Here is an 18,121-nt window from a genome sequence, read left to right as displayed (position 1 = left end):
GGTGGCCCCGTGGGCGCTGGCCCCCGCGGACGGCCCGGGCGGCGTCGCCCACTCCGGTGCGGGGACGCAGGGGGCGGCCGTACGACGCCGCACCGGCATGGACCTGCGCATGGCCGAGAAGTACGGCCTGCTGAACCAGCAGGACGAGCTGCGGCGCGTGTTCATCGTGCCCACGGGGCGCGTGCTGCTCGGGCTGGTCTGCTCGCCGCCCGCCGTGGCGCTGGTGCTGATCGCGCTCATCACCGCGGGTCTGGCGCTGTGGTTCCCGGAGGCCCTGATCATCGTGCTGCCCTCGGCGATCGCGCCGCTGCTGGGTGTGCTGTCCGGGCTGTACACGCGGCTGGAGCGCAGCTGGGGATTCACGCTGAGCGAGGTCCCCTCCGGGGTGCGCACGCGCGCGGGGCTGTTCAACGAGCGCTCCTCCACGATCCCCACCGGCCGGGTGCAGGCCCTGCAGGTCACCCGGCCCCTGCTGTGGCGCTTCTTCGGCGGTCACAGGGTGGTGGTCACCACCGCGGGCAAGGGCGGCGCAGGGGAGACGGAGGACCTCGGCTCCGTGGTGCTGCCCGTGGGCACGTGGGACAACGTCCAGGAGATCCTGCGTCTGGTGCTGCCTCTGGAGCACGCCCCGCGTGACCTCGTGCGGGAGGGACTCTCGGGGGTCGGGGGCTCGTCACGGTTCACGGCGAACCCCCGCCGCAGCCGGTGGCTGGACCCGGTCACGTGGCGGCGCAACGGCTTCGCCCTGGACGACTCCTCCCTGGTGCTGCGCTGGGGCCGGATCACTCGCCACGCCTGCGTGGTGCCGCACCACAAGACACAGTCCGTGGCCGTTCGCCAGGGCCCGGTGGAGCGACGGATGGGTCTGAGCGGTGTGGCGGTGCACGTGACCCCGGGCGCCGTGACCACCGCGCTCGACCACCTGGACGTCCGCACGGCCCGGGAGCTGCAGTGGCGTCACGCGCAGCTGACCCGCGCCGCCAGGGAGCGGGACGCCGCCGGCGGGTCCTGGGCCGCGCTCCCGCCCGAGGGATCCGCGTCCGAGGTGTGAGCGCCGTGCGCTACCCTGTGCGTGCCGTCGTCCCCCTGTGAGGAGTTCCCGCGTGTCCCAACCCAGTCACCGTCCCGGCCGTCTCGGCGTGGGCGTCATCAGCGCGGGCAGGGTCGGTGCCGTGCTCGGTGCGGCGTTGCGGGGCGCGGGCCACGCCGTGGTGGGTGTGCACGCGTCGTCGGAGGCCAGCCGCGAACGCGCCGCGACCCTGCTCCCGGACGTTCCCGTGCTGGACGTGCAGAGCATCGTGGAGCGCAGCGAGCTGGTCCTGCTCGCCGTGCCGGACGACCAGCTTCCCGGTCTGGTGAGCGGGCTCGCGGCCACCGGTGCGTGGCAGCCGGGCCAGCTCGTGGTCCACACGGCGGGCCGCCACGGCACGGGCGTCCTGGAACCCGTCCGGGCGGCCGGTGGCATCGGGCTCGCCGTGCATCCCGCCATGACCTTCACGGGGCTCAGCCTCGACCTGCAGCGCCTCGCGGACTGCAGCTTCGGGGTCACCGCCGCGGCACCCGTGCTGCCCATCGCCCAGGCCCTCGTGGTGGAGATGGGAGCCGAGCCGGTGGTGGTCGCGGAGGCGGACCGCCCGCTCTACCACGCGGCGCTCGCCCACGGCTCGAACCACGTGATGACGGTTCTGGGAGAGTCCATGCAGCTGCTCGGGGAGATCGGGGTGGAGCACCCGGACCGCGTGCTGGGCCCGCTCGTGCGCGCCACGGTGGACAACGCCCTGGCCTCCGGGGAGAACGCCCTCACGGGTCCCGTGGCCCGCGGTGACGTCACCACGGTGGCCGCGCACGTGGCCGCGCTGCGGGAACTGGCGGGCGGCGGTGCCAGGGCCGGGCACGACGCCGCGGGCCCCGTTGGCAGCGCCGACCACGACGCCGCGGGCCCCACCGGGAACGCCGACCACGACGCCGCCCGGCAGCTGCTGGCCGGCTACCGCGCCCTGGCGAGGCAGACGGCCCGGCGGGCGGCGGCGTCGGGCAGACTGGACGAGACGAGCTACCGAGCCGTCATGGCGGCGATCGAGGAGGAGCAGTGAGCAGCACCGGACCCCTGGTGTGCACGTCCATTGCGCAGGTGCGCGAACAGATCGAGTCCCGCGTGGCGCGGGGCGCCCGCAGCGTGGGGCTGCTGCCCACCATGGGGGCGCTGCACCACGGGCACGTGCAGCTGGCGCGGCGGGCGCGGGACGAGAACGACCTCGCGGTCGTGTCCGTGTTCGTCAACCCGTTGCAGTTCGGACCGGGGGAGGACTTCGAGAGCTACCCCCGGCAGCTGGAACAGGACCTCGCCCTGCTCGCGGAGGTGGGCGTGGACCTCGTGTTCGCCCCGGACGTGCAGGAGATGTACCCGGACGGTGTCCCCGTGGTCTCGGTGACGTCCGGCGCCGCGGGAGGAGTCCTCGAGGGGGCCACTCGCCCCGGACACTTCGACGGCGCCCTGACCGTGGTGAACAAGCTGTTCACCATCATGGCGCCCGGGCCCGGAACCCCTTTCCGGGCGTACTTCGGTGAGAAGGACGCCCAGCAGCTGCTGCTCATGCAGCGCATGGCCCGTGATTTCGATCACCGCGTGGAGATCCGCCCGGTGCCCATCGTCCGCTCGGAACGGGGCCTCGCCCTGTCCTCGCGCAACCAGTACCTCTCCGAGGAGCAGGCGGAGCACGCTCTCGTGCTGCACAGCACCCTGCGCGCCCTCGCGGCCGGGGAACTCACCCTGGAGCAGGCCCGTCAGCGTGTGGACGCGGAACCGGAGGTCTCCCTGGACTACCTCGAGACCGTGGACCCGCGCACTCTCGAGTTCGTCGCGCCGGAGCCCGGGGTGCTGGCCCTCGTGGCCGCGTGGGTCGGTCCCACCCGGCTCATCGACAACATGCGGATCTGAGCGCTACCGGTATCCTGGTCCACTGTGACCGAGCAGCCTGAAACCACCGTTCCCGCCCAGCCCGCCAGCACCGATCCGGAGCTGAGCGCGCACGAGCTCAACGACCAGATGGCCGTGCGCGCCGCCAAGCGGCAGGCGGCCGCGGACGCCGGAATGGCGCCGTACCCGGTGGGCGTGGGGCGCACGGACACCCTCGCGCACGTGCGCGAGCAGTTCGCCCACCTCGAGGCGGGGGAGGAGACCGAGCACCGCGTGACCGTGGCCGGGCGTGTGGTGCACGTGCGCAACACCGGCAAGCTGTGCTTCGGGACCCTGCAGGAGGGGGACGGCACCCGGCTGCAGGTCATGCTGTCCAAGGCGAACGTGGGGGAGGACTCCCTCGCGCAGTGGAAGGCCCTCGTGGACCTCGGGGACTTCGTGGCGGTCACCGGCAACGTCATCAGCTCCCGGCGCGGTGAGCTGTCCGTGATGGCGGGCTCCTGGACCATGGCGTCCAAGGCGCTGCGCCCCCTGCCCACCATGCACAAGGAGCTCAACGAGGAGACCCGGGTGCGCCAGCGCTACCTGGACCTCATCGTGCGCCAGGAGGCCCGCGACGTCGTCCTGACCCGCTCCCTGATCACCCGCACCGTGCGCCGCGTGATGGAGGAGCAGGGATACGTGGAGATCGAGACGCCCATGCTGCAGCTCGTCCACGGCGGAGCGGCCGCGCGTCCCTTCGAGACCCACCTCAACGCCTTCGACCAGGACATGACCCTGCGCATCGCCACCGAGCTCTTCCTCAAGCGCGCGGTCGTGGGCGGCATCGACCGGGTGTTCGAGATCGGCCGCGTGTTCCGCAACGAGGGTGTGGACTCCTCCCACAGCCCGGAGTTCACCACCCTGGAGGCGTACGAGGCCTACGCGGACCAGTTCGTCATGGCGGACCGGATCCGCGAGATCATCCAGGAGTGCGCCCGGCAGCTGGGCGTCGAGGGCATCGACACACCGCAGGGGCGCATCGAACTGTTCGGTGAATGGCAGTGGGTCTCCGTGTACCCGGGCCTGTCCGAGGCCGTGGGGCAGGAGATCACCCCGGAGACTCCCGCGGAGCAGCTGCGGGCCCTGGCCGCGGAGCGGGAGATCCCGGTCAACCCCGCGTGGGACGAGCAGAAGCTCGTGATGGAGCTCTTCGAGGAGATCGTGGAGCCCACCCTCATCCAGCCCACGTTCGTCTACGACTACCCGCCGGCGGCCCAGCCGCTGGCCCGCCCGCACCGCGAGAAGCCCGGGCTGATCGAGGCCTGGGACCTCATCATCGGCGGCATGGAGCGCGGAACGGCGTTCTCCGAGCTCATCGACCCCGTGGTGCAGCGGGAGCGGCTCACGGAGCAGTCGCTGCTCTCCGCGGCCGGGGACGACGAGGCCATGCAGCTGGACGAGGACTTCCTGCGGGCCCTGGAGCACGGTGCGCCCCCCATGGGTGGTCTGGGCCTCGGTCTCGACCGCCTGATCATGCTCTTCACGAACCTCGGAATCCGGGAGACCATTCTGTTCCCGTTGATGAAGCCGGAGTGAGCCGGACCCGCGGAATCCTCCGCACAGCATTCGCACAGTCCCGGAGAGGATGATCTGCATCATGGAATACGTGGCGGTCTTTTTGCCCTCGCTGGGCGTGGGTCTGGTGTTCTACCTGATCATGAGGTGGTTGCTTCGGGGGGACCGCGCCGAGCGGTCTGCGCAGGGCGAGGCGCAGGCGGATGCCGAGCGCTGGTACCAGGCCGTCCGGGAGCGCGAGGGTGACAGGACGCCCTTCGGCCACCAGGAGGAGAATCCCCGTCAGCAGAGGGGTCTGGGGCTGCGGCACAGCATTCCCATTCGTGATTCGGCGGAAGACCGGAATCCTGCGGAATAGCCCGTGATGACAATTCAGGAATTGCGTGCCATGATGGGCCACGTGATTCGGAGATGAATTCTGTTCCAGGATCCGCGATAACCGTCTGATCCAGGGTGTCGCGCTGGGGCATTGATCGGGCACATCGCGCGAATGCCCGGGGAATCTCCGCATGGACCACATATCTTTGCACACGAACAAAAGACCTATGCAGCCCGCGGGGCGTTTGGAGGAGCTGACCATGGCTCAGACCGTGAAAATCATCCTGGAAGACGACATCGACGGCGGAGAGGCCCACGAGACCGTGCGTTTCGGCCTCGACGGCGGCCAGTACGAGATCGACCTGAGCTCGGAGAACGCCACCAAGCTGCGCGACGCACTGCGTCCCTTCATCTCCGCGGGTCGCCGCGCCACCGCCAAGACCGGCCGCAGTGCGACCACCACCACGCGGCCCAGCCGCTCGGGCAACCCCGAGACCCCGAAGATCCGGGCGTGGGCCAAGGAGCAGGGCCTGCAGGTCTCGGACCGCGGGCGCATCCACCAGGACATCCAGGACAAGTACTACGCGGCCCACAGCAGCTGAGCCGCACGCCGGGCGCACCGGCGGGAAGAGCTCTCCCACCGGGCCCCGCGCCCGGGTCCCCGGCGAACGACTCGGGGCCCTTTCCACGACGGCCGGGGCACACCAGATCTGGTGTGCCCCGGCCGTCGACGTTCGTGCCGGGATCGGGCTGCGGAACCCCCGGGGCCGGGGGTGGAAGGGCGATTTCGCCCCCGGCCGAGCACCGTGCGCCAGTGGCGAACAGTGCCCATGGCGGCCATTGCGGTGCCTAGCATCGTGGGCAGAGATCAATGAAGGAGTATCCATGTTCGAACGCTTCACCGACCGTGCCCGCCGGGTGGTCGTGCTGGCCCAGGAAGAGGCCAGGATGCTCAACCACAACTACATCGGCACCGAGCACCTGCTGCTCGGTCTGATCCACGAGGGGGAGGGCGTCGCCGCCAAGGCCCTCGAGTCCATGGGCATCACCCTGAGCGCCGCGCGCGAGCAGGTCCAGGACATCATCGGCCCGGGCCAGCAGGCGCCCTCGGGCCACATCCCGTTCACGCCGCGCGCCAAGAAGGTGCTGGAGCACTCGCTGCGCGAGGCCCTGCAGCTGGGCCACAACTACATCGGCACCGAGCACATCCTGCTGGGCATCATTCGCGCGGGTGAGGGTGTGGCCTCCCAGGTGCTCGTGAAGCTCGGCGCGGACCCGGCCAAGGTGAGGGCCACGGTGCTCGAGCTGATCTCGGGCTACCAGTCCGGGAACTCCGGCGGCGAGAAGGAAGCGGCCGGCGTCGGCGGCGGTGGACGTGCCGAGGGAACCCCGGCCGGTTCCGCCGTGCTGGACCAGTTCGGGCGCAACCTCACGGCGGCGGCTCGCGAGTCCAAGCTGGACCCGGTGATCGGGCGCTACCGCGAGATGGAGCGCGTGATGCAGGTGCTCTCGCGACGCACCAAGAACAACCCCGTGCTGATCGGCGAGCCCGGCGTGGGCAAGACCGCCGTGGTGGAGGGCCTCGCGCAGGCCATCGTCCGCGGAGACGTCCCGGAGACCCTGAAGGACAAGCAGCTCTACACGCTGGACCTCGGCTCCCTGGTGGCGGGTTCTCGCTACCGCGGTGACTTCGAGGAGCGCCTGAAGAAGGTGCTCAAGGAGATCCGCACCCGCGGGGACATCATCCTGTTCATCGACGAGATCCACACCCTCGTGGGTGCCGGTGCCGCCGAGGGCGCGATCGACGCCGCCTCGATCCTCAAGCCCATGCTGGCCCGCGGTGAGCTGCAGACCATCGGCGCCACCACCCTGGACGAGTACCGCAAGCACATCGAGAAGGACGCCGCCCTGGAGCGTCGCTTCCAGCCCATCCAGGTGGACGAGCCCTCCGAGGCCCACGCCGTGGAGATCCTCAAGGGGCTGCGCGACAAGTACGAGGCGCACCACCGCGTGTCCATCTCGGACGACGCCCTGGAGGCCGCGGTGCACATGTCCGCGCGCTACGTCTCCGACCGGTTCCTGCCGGACAAGGCCATCGACCTGATCGACGAGGCCGGTGCCCGCCTGCGCATCAAGCGCATGACCGCCCCGCCGGAGATCAAGGCGCTGGACGAGAAGATCGCGGAGACCAAGACCGCCAAGGAAGCCGCGATCGAGGGCCAGGACTACGAGAAGGCCGCGTCCCTGCGTGACACCGAGCAGAAGCTCATTGCCGAGCGGGACGAGAAGGACAAGGCCTGGCGCGAGGGCGACGACCAGATCTCCGAGGTCACCCCCGAGGTCATCTCGGACGTGCTCTCGGCGTCCACGGGTGTGCCGGTCTACAAGCTCTCCGAGGAGGAGTCCGGGCGTCTGCTGCACATGGAGGACGAGCTGCACAAGCGCGTCATCGGGCAGAACGAGGCCATCAAGGCCCTTTCCCGCTCCATCCGCCGCACGCGCGCCGGTCTGAAGGATCCCCGCCGTCCCGGTGGCTCGTTCATCTTCGCCGGGCCCACCGGCGTGGGCAAGACCGAGCTGGCCAAGGCGCTCGCGGAGTTCCTCTTCGGTGACGAGGACGCCCTGATCACCCTGGACATGTCCGAGTACCAGGAGAAGCACACGGTCTCCCGGCTCTTCGGTGCCCCTCCCGGCTACGTGGGTTACGAGGAGGGCGGCCAGCTGACGGAGAAGGTCCGTCGCAAGCCGTTCTCCGTGGTGCTCTTCGACGAGGTGGAGAAGGCCCACCAGGACCTGTTCAACTCCCTGCTGCAGATCCTCGAGGACGGCCGCCTGACCGACTCGCAGGGCCGCGTGGTGGATTTCAAGAACACGGTGATCATCATGACCACCAACCTGGGCACCCGGGACATCTCCCGCACGGTTCCCGTGGGCTTCCAGGCCAGCGGGGACGCCGCCACCTCCTACGACCGCATGCAGGCCAAGGTGCAGGAGGAGCTCAAGGAGCACTTCCGTCCGGAGTTCCTCAACCGCGTGGACGAGATCATCGTGTTCCCGCAGCTGAGCGAGTCCGAGATCGTGCAGATCGTGGACCTGTTCGTGGCGCGGCTGCAGCAGCGGCTGCGCGAGCAGGACATGTCCATCACGCTCACGGACGAGGCCAAGAAACTGGTGGCCAAGAAGGGGTACGACCCCGCCATGGGCGCCCGCCCGCTGCGCCGCACCATGCAGCGCGAGATCGAGGACCAGCTCTCGGAGCGGATCCTGTTCGGTGAGATCGCCTCCGGCGAGAAGATCACCGTGGGCGTCGAGGGCGAGGGTGACGACGCCTCGTTCACCTTCTCCTCCACTCCCATGTCGGAGCTCTCCGACGAGGAGATCGCGGAGATCGAGAACACCCCCACCCTGACGGACAACGACGACAGCACGTCCGGCAAGGACGTCCCGCGCTCGCCGCACACCGGCGGGGACACGGGCGGGGGAGCGGCCCAGGCGCAGGCCTGACCCACCCCGGCCCGGGCGGGCCCCGGATGCTGCCGGCGGGCGGGGTCGTGAACCACAGCGGTTCGCGACGCCGCCCGCTCGCGTCCCGGGGGGCGCGGTCGGCCCGCGTACAGTCGTGGCCATGACCGAGATCCGCATCCGCCCAGCCCGCACGTCGGACGTCCACGGGATCAAGGAGCTCGTGGCCCCCATGGCCACGGAGCGCATCCTCATCACCAAGGACACCGTGACCTACTACGAGAGCATCCAGGAGTTCGTGGTCGCGGAGGACGAGTCCGGGGCGCTGGTGGGCTGCGGCGCGCTGCACGTGATGTGGGAGGACCTCGCGGAGGTGCGCACGCTCGCCACGTCACCGGCCGCGCGCGGCCACGGTGTGGGCGGGCGGATGCTGCGCGAACTGCTGTCCCGGGCGGAACGGCTGGGGGTGAGCCGGGTCTTCTGCCTCACGTTCGAGGTGGGGTTCTTCGCCGCCCACGGTTTCGAGGTCATGGCCAACCAGGAGACCATTCCCGCGGAGGTGTTCGCGGAGCTGCTGCGCTCGCACGACGAGGGCGTCGCGGAGTTCCTGGACCTCGCGCGGGTGAAGCCCAACACGCTGGGCAACACCCGGATGATCCGGCAGCTCACACCGGAAGGCTGACCCCGGCGTCGTCCGCGGCGGCGAGACCGTCGGTCAGCAGGCCGGCCAGGGCACGACGGCGCTGCTCCGGCGGGGCCGGCAGCCGCCACAGGGCCTTCAGCTCGTCCACCACCACGGCGGGTGGCGCCTGGTGCTCGGACGCCAGCTGCTCCGAGCCCGCGAGGTCCGTGAGCAGGAGGGCCTCCGGCACCGGAGCGGTGGCGGCCCTCAGCACGGCCATGACGGCGCCCCGGACCTGCCGGTCCGTCCCGTGCCACGACTGCCCGCGGGGCGTCTCCTCAGCCGGAGGACTGCCTGCGGCCACCCACGCGCACGCGTCCCGCACGGGGCACTGCCCGCAGCGCGGGGCGCGGGCGGTGCACACCAGTGCGCCCAGCTCCATCACGGCCTGGTTCCACGCCACGGACTCGGCCACGTCCTCGGGGAGCAGCCAGTCCGCGAGCCTCGTCTCCGCGGCGGTCAGGGAGCGTGAGGGAAGCGCGCGGCCCGAGAACAGCCGGGCCTCCACACGGCGGATGTTGGTGTCCACCACTGTGTGGCGCTGCCCGAAGGCGAACACGGCCACGGCCGCGGCGGTGTAGGTCCCGATGCCGGGCAGGGCGAGCAGCTCGGCGTGGTCGCCGGGCCCCCGCCCGCCGTGTTCGTCCCGGATCTTCTGGGCGGCCGCGTGCAGACGCAGTGCTCGCCGCGGGTAGCCCAGCCTGTCCCACTCGCGCACCACGTCCGCCGGCGCGGCCCCCGCGAGGTCACCCGGGATGGGCCAGCGCTCCAACCACCGCCGCCACACGGGCAGCACCCGCGCCACGGGGGTCTGCTGGAGCATGATCTCGCTGACCATCACGCCCCACGGGGTGCGCTCGGCCGCGCGCCACGGCAGCTCGCGCGCGTTCGCGCGGTACCACCGGAGCACCGCCTGGCGGACGTGGTGGGTGGCGGGCTGTCCATGGGTTTCGGCACTCGAGTTCATCACGGACCACGGTAGCCTGGAGCGCATGGCTTCCCACGGTTCCGATCGGCACGATCCTCCTGCTTCCCCCGCCGACCACGAGGACACCGAGGCCAGGCTCCCGCAGCACGTCTACCGGCGACGCCGCCTGGTGGCGCTGGGCGTCGTCGTCCTGCTCCTGCTTCTGCTGGTCTGGGGCGTCACCAAGGGGGTGCGTGCGGTCACCGGCGCGGGAGACGCGCCCGACGACGCCCCGGCCACGGCACAGGAGCCGGCCACCTCCCCGCAGGTGAGCGCGGATCCGGCACAGAAGTTCGCGGACTTCACGCCGCGCCCGAGCCCCTCCGGCTCGGCATCGCCCGGTGGCTCGGCCGGCCCGAGTGCCTCGAGCACGGCGGCCGTTGAGTGCCAGGCGGACCTTTCCGTGAGGGCCTCCACGAGCAAGGAGAGCTACGCGGGGGAGGAGGAACCGGTCCTCACCATGACCCTGGAGAACACGGGCGAGCAGCCCTGCACGGTCAATGCCGGGACCAAGCAGATGGCGTTCGTGGTCACCTCCGGCGCGGACACCGTGTTCGACTCCCGGCACTGCGCCGCGGGCGGCGAGGACCGCAAGGTCACCCTGGCCCCCGGGCAGAAGGAGACCTCCAACCTCACCTGGAACCGCGTGCGCACCGCGGAGGGCTGCCCCGCGGGACAGCCGAAGGCACTCGCCGGGTACTACAACCTGGCGGTGTCCCTGGGAGAGACCACCAGCGAGCAGGCCGCCTTCGTGCTGCAGTAGCGCGGCACCCTCGGGGGCCGCGCCCGGTTCACATGAACCGGTCCAGCAGGCTGGTCTCCGCCATCCGGGACAGGGACTCCCGCACCGTGCGGGCGCGCTGCTCGCCGATGCCCTCCACGGACATCAGGTCCTCCAGGTTTGCCGCCATGAGCGACTGCAGCCCGTCGAACTGGGCGACCAGCCGTTTGGCCACCGCGCCGGGCATGGACTTGATGCCCTCCAGCAGGCGGTACCCGTGCGGGTGCAGGTCCGTCTCCAGGGTGCCCTGGGGACCCGTGAGTCCTGCGGCCACCGCGACCTTCTGCAGGTCGATGAGGTCCACGGAGGAGAGCTCGGCGAGCGCGGCCAGGGACTGTGCCAGGGCCTCCGCGTCTGTGCCCTCGGGGAGGTAGTCGCGCAGCACCACGTCCGGGCCCGGGCCGTTGCCGGCGGTGAGCTCCTCCAGCTGGAGGGAGATCAGCCGGCCGTCCGTGCCGAGCTCCAGCACGTACCAGCCGATCTCCTCCGAGATCCGGCGCACCATCTCCATGCGCTGCAGCGTCAGGGCCACGTCCCGGATGGTGACCGCGGCCTCGATCTCCAGCGCTGAGAGGCTGCCCAGCACCTGTTCGAGCCGGTTGCTGTAGTGCTCGAGGGTCTGCAGGGCCTGGCTGGCCCGGGCCATGATGGCCTGGGAGCCCTCGATGACGTAGCGCTCCTCGTTCTTGTAGATGGTGATCACGTTCATGGACTGGCTCACGGAGATGACCGGCACCCCGGTCTGCTTGGCGGTGCGCTCTGCGGAGCGGTGCCGGGTTCCGGACTCCAGCGTGGTGATGTCCGCGTCCGGCATGAGCTGCACGCCGGCCTTCAGGATGCGGGTGGCGTCCTTGTCGCACACGATCGCGCCGTCCATCTTGGCGAGCTCGCGCAGCTTGGTGGGGGTGAAGTCGGTGTCGATGTCGAAGCCCCCGGAGCACAGGGACTCCACCGAGCGGTCGAATCCGAGCACGATCAGGGCTCCGGTGCGTCCGCGCAGGATGCGTTCGAGGCCGGTGCGCAGCTCCGTGCCGGGGGCGACCCTGGCGAGGGTCCTGCGCAGGGAGGTTTCGCGAGTTTTGGCCACGGGCTCATTCTAGGGTCGGGGCGGGGACGCGCGGCGGCACCGCGCGCGGCACTGGCGCGCTGCACGGCGGCGTGCGGCACGGGGGACGCGCGGCACGGGGGGACGCCGGACAGCCGACCCCGGCGCCTCAGTCCGGGCGCGCCGGGAACAGCAGCTCCAGGGCCTGCCCCACGGTGGTCACTTCGCGCACCGAGAACCCCGCGGGGATCTTCCCCGGGCCGGTGGGGGAGGCCGGCACCACGGCGTGGGTGAACCCGAGGCGCGCGACCTCCTGGATGCGTCGGTTGATCTCGGGCACCGGCCGCACCTCCCCGGCCAGGCCGATCTCCCCGAAGCACACGAGGCGCTGGGGCAGCGGGCGGTCCTGGGCCGCGGAGGCCAGGGCCATGCACACCGCGAGATCGGTGGCGGGCTCCGTGAGGCGCACCCCGCCCACGGTGGAGACGTAGCAGTCCAGGGAGGCGAGGGCGAGGCCCGCCCGGCGCTGCAGCACGGCCAGCAGCATGGCCACGCGGGAGCCGTCCAGCCCGGACGTGGCGCGGCGTGGCTGAGCGGTGCTGGAGGTGTCCAGCAGCGCCTGGACCTCGGCCAGCAGCGGTCTGCGCCCCTCCACCGTGACGCTCAGACACGTGCCCGCCACGGGCACGGGGGTGCGCGAGACGAACAGTCCCGAGGGGTCGGAGACGGAGCGGATGCCGTTCTCCTCCAAGTCGAAGCACCCGACCTCGTCCGTGGGTCCGAACCTGTTCTTCACGGCGCGCAGCAGCCGGATGCGCGAGTGCTTCTCCCCCTCGAACTGGCACACCACGTCCACCAGGTGCTCCAGCAACCGGGGCCCCGCGATCGAACCCTCCTTGGTCACGTGGCCCACCAGCAGAGTGGTCATGTTCCTGGTCTTCGCGGCGTGGATCAGGCTCGCGGCGACCTCCCGCACCTGGCTCACGCCGCCGGCGGATCCCTCGATCTCCGGGCTCGCGAGCGTCTGGACGGAGTCCACGACCAGCAGGTCCGGCTCCAGCTGCGCCACGTGGGCGAGGGCCACGGAGAGGTCGGACTCCGCCGTGAGGTAGAGGGTCTCGGAGATGGCACCGATCCGTTCGGCGCGCAGCTTGACCTGCGCCGCCGACTCCTCGCCCGTGACGTACAGGACGGTGCGGGGCGTGTCCCCGCCGGCCACCTTGGCGGCCGCGTCCAGCAGCAGGGTGGACTTTCCCACACCCGGTTCTCCCGCGAGCAGGATGACCGCGCCGGGCACGAGACCCCCGCCCAGCACGCGGTCCAGCTCCTCCACACGGGTGGGGGTGAACTGCGCCAGCGAGGAGTCCACCCGGGCGATCGGCTGCGCCGGGGTGGTCACGGCCGCCGCGGCCCTGGTGCGGCCGTGCTCCTGCTCCGCGCCCATCTCCTGGACGGTGCCCCAGGCCTGGCACTCGCCGCACCGGCCCACCCACTTGGCCGTGGTCCAGCCGCACTCGGTGCAGCGGTAGACGGTGGACTGCTTGCGGGTCTTTGTGGCCATGCCCACACGGTAGGTCCCCGTTCCGACGCGCACAGCGTTCCGGCGCACGACGCCGCTCCGCGGGCCTGGTCGGCGGGAGGTGAGCGGGCGGCGTCGTGCGCCGAATCAGCAGCGCTCGAGGGGCGGCAGGTGCTTGGCCGCGGTCTCGTGGGAGACGCCCGCGGCCTCCAGCAGGTCCACGACCATGGGGCGCAGCAGCAGCACGAGAGCCTCGCCCTCCATGGTGCGGATGCCCATCTGCGCGGGGGACAGCCGCTCCGCCACGGAGAAGAGCTCGTTGCGGGTCTGGCGCAGGTAGCTCTCACGGCTCTGGGCGTGGCTCTCGCGCAGGGCGTGGCCGTAGCTCAGCACCGCGTCGGAGAGGTCTGCGAGGGCCTCGGAGAGGGACTCGACGGCGGCGTCGGCCAGGGTCACACGGTTGAGCACCGAGGCGAGCCTGCGCGCGAAGACGCGGGAGTTGCGCACCGCGAGGTCCAGGTAGCGGATGCTCGCGCTGAGCTCGTCGATCTCCTGCCGGTGGCGCCGGTAGATGGGGGAGGCGTGGGCGATCTCCTTGGAGCCTGTCAGGCCGGTGCGCACGGAGTCCACGAGCGGCTGGGTCTGGCGTCCGCGCACGAGTGCGTGCCAGGCCAGCTGCGAGTCGGTGTCCGCCACGGCGCGGGAGCAGTCGGAGAGCATCCGGGTGAACTCGGTGATGAGGACGGTGAGGTCCTGTCGCGGCTCCCGGCGCGGGTCCTGGGGCACCACGTACGCGAGCACCAGGGCGCACAGGCAGCCCACCACGGCGTCCAGGGAACGGGCGAACACACCGTCCTGGGATGGCGGCAGCAGCACCACGAGCACGGACTGCAGGCCCATCTGCGTGGTGAAGATCGCGCCGTTGTCCAGGAAGCGGGCCAGCAGCAGCGAGATCAGCAGCACCACGGCCGCCTGCCACTCCCCGGGGCCCAGCACGTGGATGAGCAGGTCCCCCATGATGATTCCGAGCGTGCAGCCGACCGAGACCTCCAGCACCCGGCGGTAGCGCAGCCCGCCCTTGGCGTAGCCCAGGGACACGAGGGCGGCCGTGGCCGCGAAGATGGGGCCGTGGTGGCCCAGCACCCGTTCCGCGATGATGTAGGCGCCCACCGCGGCCACGGTCATCTGCACGGCCTGGAACAGGCCGGACGTCATGCGGTCCCAGCCCGTGCGGCAGCGCTGCCACACGAGGTCCGCGGCACGGCGGGTCCGGGAGCGGGAGAGTGCTGCTTCCGAGGACGCCATGACGCCATCTTAGGCGGGACCGGACCCCGCTCTGGCGCCACCCGGTGCCACGGGGTGGAGTCGGTTCCGGCATCCCCCGGCGTTGTTAATCGTCCGTTCACCTTCTTGGCTGAATCTGGCAACATCTGCTCCCTACCGTGATCCGCGGGCACGCTGCGCACGCAGCGGAGATGGGCGTCGGGCTGCGACGCCACACGCCGCCGGAATCGCCGGCAACCGTTTTCGAAGGAGAAACAGTGAAGGTTTCGAACGTCGGCCGCTCGGCCGCAATCCTGGCCATTGGCGCCCTCGCCCTGACCGCTTGCGGTTCCGACAACCCCACCGGCGAGAGCGGTGGCGGTGGCGGCGAGAGCAGCGGTGTCTCCGGCACCCTGACCGGCATCGGTGCCTCCTCCCAGCAGGCCGCCATGACCGCCTGGCAGAACGGCTTCCAGTCCTCCAACAGCGGCGCCACGGTGCAGTACTCCCCGGACGGCTCCGGCGCGGGCCGCGAGGCGTTCCTCGCTGGCGGCGCGAACTTCGCCGGCTCGGACGCCTACCTCTCCGAGAAGGAGATCCCGGACGCCAAGAAGCAGTGCGGCGACGCCGGGGCCATGGACCTGCCCGTGTACATCTCCCCGATCTCCGTGGCGTTCAACCTGCCCGGCGTGGAGAGCTTGAACCTGGACGCCCCCACCATCGCCAAGATCTTCAAGGGCGAGATCAAGAAGTGGAACGCCGAGGAGATCAAGAAGCAGAACCCGGACGCCGACCTGCCGGAGACCGCGATCACCGTGGTGCACCGCAGCGACGACTCGGGCACCACCGAGAACTTCACCGACTACCTCAGCCAGGCCGCTCCCAAGGACTGGACCGACGAGCCGGACCAGGCCTGGCCCTCCAAGTACGCCGCGGAGAACAACAAGGGCACCTCCGGTGTGGTCACCACGACCTCCGGCACCGAGGGCGCCATCACGTACGCTGACTCCTCCGCCGTGGGTGACCTCGGCACCGCCGCCATCAAGGTGGGCGAGGAGTACGTCAAGCACTCGCCCGAGGCCGCGGCAAAGGCCGTGGAGGTCTCCAAGCAGGTCGAGGGCCGCGGCGAGCACGACATGGCGATCGAGATCGCCCGCGACACCAAGGAGGCCGGCGCCTACCCGCTGGTGCTGGTGTCCTACCACATCGTGTGCGCCCAGTACGACTCCAAGGAGACCGCCGACCTCGTGAAGGCCTTCGAGACCTACGTGGTCTCCGAGGAGGGCCAGAAGGCGGCTGCGGACTCCTCCGGCTCCGCCCCGCTGTCCGAGTCCCTGCGCAAGCAGACCCAGGCCGCCGTGGACACCATCTCCGCCAAGGGCTGATCCGGCCCGAGGACCCTCGAGTGCGGCGTCGGTGCGTTGAGCGCGCCGACGCCGCACTCGCGCACGAGGTCGTCGACCGCCGCCACGTCCTACGCTGGGCGGTGGCCACCGCCCAGCTCGCACCACACCTGAACGAAGGGACTGGTCCATGTCCACCACCGTCAGCACACAGAAACCGGAGTCGAAGTCCTCCTCGGCCGGTCGTGCCGGGGACTCCATCTTCTCCGGGCTCAGCCTGGCCGCCGGCATCCTGATCTTCGTGGTCCTGGCGGCCGTGGCGATCTTCCTGTTCCTGCAGGCCGTGCCCACATTCACCGCCGCACCCGAGGACATCACCGGTGGAAAGGGCTTCGGCGCCTACATCGGTCCCCTGGTCGTCGGCACGATCATCTCGTCCGTCATCGCGCTGCTGATCGCCACACCGATCGGGATCCTGGTGGCCCTGTACATTTCCCACTACGCGCCCGCGAGGGTTTCCAAGCCGGTGGGCTACGTGATCGACCTCCTGGCCGCGATCCCCTCCGTGATCTTCGGCGCGTGGGGTGCCACTGTGCTGGCCCCCGCGATGGTGACGCTGTACAACTGGCTCGCGGAGCACCTGGGATTCATCCCGTTCTTCGCCGGCCCCGCCTCGCAGACCGGCAAGACGATGCTCACCGCAGGTGTGGTGCTGGCCATCATGATCCTGCCGATCATCACCTCCATGTCCCGCGAGATCTTCACGCAGACGCCCAAGCTCCACGAGGAGGCTGCGCTCGCACTGGGGGCCACCCGGTGGGAGATGGTGCGGATGTCCGTCCTGCCGTTCGCCCGTCCGGGCATCATCTCCTCCGTGATGCTGGCCCTGGGGCGCGCGCTCGGTGAGACGATGGCCGTGGCCCTCGTGCTCTCCTCGGGCCCGATGATCGCCTCGCTCATCAAGTCCGGCAACCAGACCATCGCCGCGGAGATCGCCCTGAACTTCCCCGAGGCCTACGGACTGCGGCTGTCCGAGCTGATTGCCGCCGGCCTCGTGCTGTTCCTCATCACCCTGGTGGTCAACATGATCGCCCGTGCCATCATCGCTCGCTACAAGGAATTCTCGGGGGCCAACTGATGTCATCGACCACGAACTCTCCGGGCGTCTCACCCGTCCGGCAGTCCAAACTGACCCGCGGGCAGCGCCCCGGGTGGCTGGTCCCGGTCATCGGCCTGGGTGCCGTGGTGGCGGGGGCCGCCATCGCAGCCCTGGTGGGCTTCAGCATCGCCCTGTGGGCACTGTTCGCCGCCGTGATCTTCCTGATCGCGGGGCCCCTGGCCGTCGGCCTCATCGAGGGCCGCCGCTCCGGTGCGGACTCCATGATGACCTTCCTGGTCTACGGCGCCTTCGTGCTGGCCGTGATCCCGCTGGTGTCGGTGATCTGGACCGTGCTGGCCAACGGCCTGCCCGGTCTCAGCGCGGACTTCCTGACCACGTCCATGAACGGGGTCACCGGGTTCCAGGACAACCAGGCCAAGACCTCCGGCGACGTGGTCGGCGGTGCCTACCACGCGATCGTGGGCACCGTGTCCATCACTTTCTGGGCCACCCTGATGTCCGTCCCGGTGGGCCTGCTCACGGCCATCTACCTGGTGGAGTACTCTCGCGGAGGCTGGCTCGGCAAGGCCATCACGTTCTTCGTGGACGTCATGACGGGCATCCCGTCCATCGTGGCCGGCCTGTTCGCCGCCGCGCTGTTCGGGCTGATCTTCGGCCCGTCCACCCGTACCGGCTTCGTGGCCGCCGTGGCCCTGACCGTGCTCATGATCCCCACGGTGGTGAAGAACACCGAGGAGATGCTGCGGATCGTTCCCAACGAGCTGCGTGAAGCCTCCTACGCGCTGGGTGTGCGCAAGTGGCGGACCATCCTCAAGGTGGTCATCCCCACCTCGATCTCGGGCATCGCCTCCGGCGTGACGCTCGCGATCGCCCGCGTGATCGGTGAGACCGCGCCGCTGCTCGTCACGGCGGGCTTCGCCACGGCCATCAACTGGAACTCGTTCTCCGGCTGGATGACCACGCTGCCCACGTACATCTACTACCAGATCATGAACCCCACGTCGCCCACGAACCCGGATCCGTCCCTGCAGCGAGCCTGGGCCGCGGCCTTGATCCTGATCCTGATCGTGATGCTGCTGAACCTCGTGGCCCGCCTCGTCGCCCGGGCGTTCGCTCCCAAGACCGCCGGCCGCTGATCTTCCGACCC

16 protein-coding genes are annotated in these 18,121 nt (G+C 70.6%); 12 read left to right on the top strand and 4 right to left on the bottom strand.

What is annotated here, in order from left to right:
- From D9R02_RS03025 to D9R02_RS02990, 8 genes are all read left to right on the top strand, one after another.
- A partial coding sequence (locus D9R02_RS03025) for a PH domain-containing protein (protein WP_147435325.1) occupies positions 1-1,051 on the top strand: 1,051 nt, incomplete at its 5' end.
- Between the two features lie 52 nt (positions 1,052-1,103).
- Positions 1,104-2,093: a Rossmann-like and DUF2520 domain-containing protein gene (locus tag D9R02_RS03020; protein ID WP_019310543.1), complete on the top strand. Its 990-nt coding sequence runs from the start codon at positions 1,104-1,106 to the stop codon at positions 2,091-2,093.
- Entirely contained in the window at positions 2,090-2,938 is an 849-nt protein-coding gene (gene panC / locus D9R02_RS03015; RefSeq protein WP_053069381.1) for a pantoate--beta-alanine ligase, read from the top strand. The genes D9R02_RS03020 and panC overlap by 4 nt, the downstream gene beginning before the upstream one ends.
- A 24-nt stretch (positions 2,939-2,962) precedes the next feature.
- On the top strand, positions 2,963-4,495 hold the full coding sequence (gene lysS, locus D9R02_RS03010; RefSeq protein WP_019310541.1) for a lysine--tRNA ligase: 1,533 nt from the start codon (positions 2,963-2,965) through the stop codon (positions 4,493-4,495).
- Between the two features lie 61 nt (positions 4,496-4,556).
- Positions 4,557-4,832, top strand: coding sequence for a hypothetical protein (locus D9R02_RS03005; RefSeq protein WP_035885298.1), 276 nt, complete (start codon positions 4,557-4,559; stop codon positions 4,830-4,832).
- Positions 4,833-5,052: 220 nt separating this feature from the next.
- Complete coding sequence (locus D9R02_RS03000; RefSeq protein WP_019310539.1) at positions 5,053-5,394, top strand: histone-like nucleoid-structuring protein Lsr2; 342 nt, start codon at positions 5,053-5,055, stop codon at positions 5,392-5,394.
- Positions 5,395-5,677: 283 nt separating this feature from the next.
- Positions 5,678-8,296, top strand: a complete 2,619-nt coding sequence (locus D9R02_RS02995) for an ATP-dependent Clp protease ATP-binding subunit (RefSeq protein ID WP_070636670.1) — start codon at positions 5,678-5,680, stop codon at positions 8,294-8,296.
- 121 nt (positions 8,297-8,417) lie between these two features.
- On the top strand, positions 8,418-8,936 hold the full coding sequence (locus D9R02_RS02990; RefSeq protein ID WP_029603384.1) for an amino-acid N-acetyltransferase: 519 nt from the start codon (positions 8,418-8,420) through the stop codon (positions 8,934-8,936).
- Here D9R02_RS02990 and D9R02_RS02985 read toward each other — a convergent pair.
- Entirely contained in the window at positions 8,920-9,903 is a 984-nt protein-coding gene (locus D9R02_RS02985) for an iron-sulfur binding domain-containing protein (RefSeq protein ID WP_121566303.1), read from the bottom strand. The two genes, D9R02_RS02990 and D9R02_RS02985, sit on opposite strands and share 17 nt — an antisense overlap.
- Positions 9,904-9,928: 25 nt before the next feature.
- On the opposite strand from D9R02_RS02985, the gene D9R02_RS02980 reads away from it, so the two are divergent.
- Positions 9,929-10,666 carry a DUF4232 domain-containing protein gene (locus D9R02_RS02980; protein ID WP_121566302.1) on the top strand — a complete coding sequence of 246 codons (738 nt, stop codon included), beginning with the start codon at positions 9,929-9,931 and terminating at the stop codon, positions 10,664-10,666.
- A gap of 28 nt (positions 10,667-10,694) precedes the next feature.
- Here the strand turns inward: D9R02_RS02980 and disA are convergent, their stop codons facing one another.
- The 3 genes from disA to D9R02_RS02965 form a co-directional block, all read right to left on the bottom strand.
- Entirely contained in the window at positions 10,695-11,771 is a 1,077-nt protein-coding gene (gene disA / locus D9R02_RS02975) for a DNA integrity scanning diadenylate cyclase DisA (protein WP_039101049.1), read from the bottom strand.
- Between the two features lie 127 nt (positions 11,772-11,898).
- Complete coding sequence (radA, locus tag D9R02_RS02970) at positions 11,899-13,290, bottom strand: DNA repair protein RadA (RefSeq protein ID WP_039101096.1); 1,392 nt, start codon at positions 13,288-13,290, stop codon at positions 11,899-11,901.
- Between the two features lie 105 nt (positions 13,291-13,395).
- On the bottom strand, positions 13,396-14,553 hold the full coding sequence (locus D9R02_RS02965) for an FUSC family protein (protein WP_039101050.1): 1,158 nt from the start codon (positions 14,551-14,553) through the stop codon (positions 13,396-13,398).
- A 236-nt stretch (positions 14,554-14,789) separates the two neighbouring features.
- On the opposite strand from D9R02_RS02965, the gene pstS reads away from it, so the two are divergent.
- The 3 genes from pstS (at position 14,790) to pstA (ending at position 18,110) form a co-directional block, all read left to right on the top strand.
- Positions 14,790-15,896 (top strand): phosphate ABC transporter substrate-binding protein PstS, encoded by a 1,107-nt coding sequence (pstS, locus tag D9R02_RS02960; RefSeq protein WP_039101051.1) that lies wholly within the window; start codon positions 14,790-14,792, stop codon positions 15,894-15,896.
- 148 nt (positions 15,897-16,044) lie between these two features.
- Complete coding sequence (gene pstC / locus D9R02_RS02955; protein ID WP_047979436.1) at positions 16,045-16,992, top strand: phosphate ABC transporter permease subunit PstC; 948 nt, start codon at positions 16,045-16,047, stop codon at positions 16,990-16,992.
- A complete protein-coding gene (gene pstA / locus D9R02_RS02950) occupies positions 16,992-18,110 on the top strand; it encodes a phosphate ABC transporter permease PstA (RefSeq protein ID WP_102613582.1) in 1,119 nt (372 codons plus the stop codon). Before pstC ends, pstA begins: the two co-directional genes overlap by 1 nt.
- Positions 18,111-18,121 lie beyond the last annotated feature (11 nt).

It is taken from the genome of Kocuria rhizophila (genome assembly GCF_003667225.1).
In the GTDB taxonomy this organism is placed as follows: domain Bacteria; phylum Actinomycetota; class Actinomycetes; order Actinomycetales; family Micrococcaceae; genus Kocuria; species Kocuria rhizophila.
The sequence above is the reverse complement of the archived record's forward strand: the minus strand, read 5'-3'. Positions and strand labels throughout refer to the sequence as shown.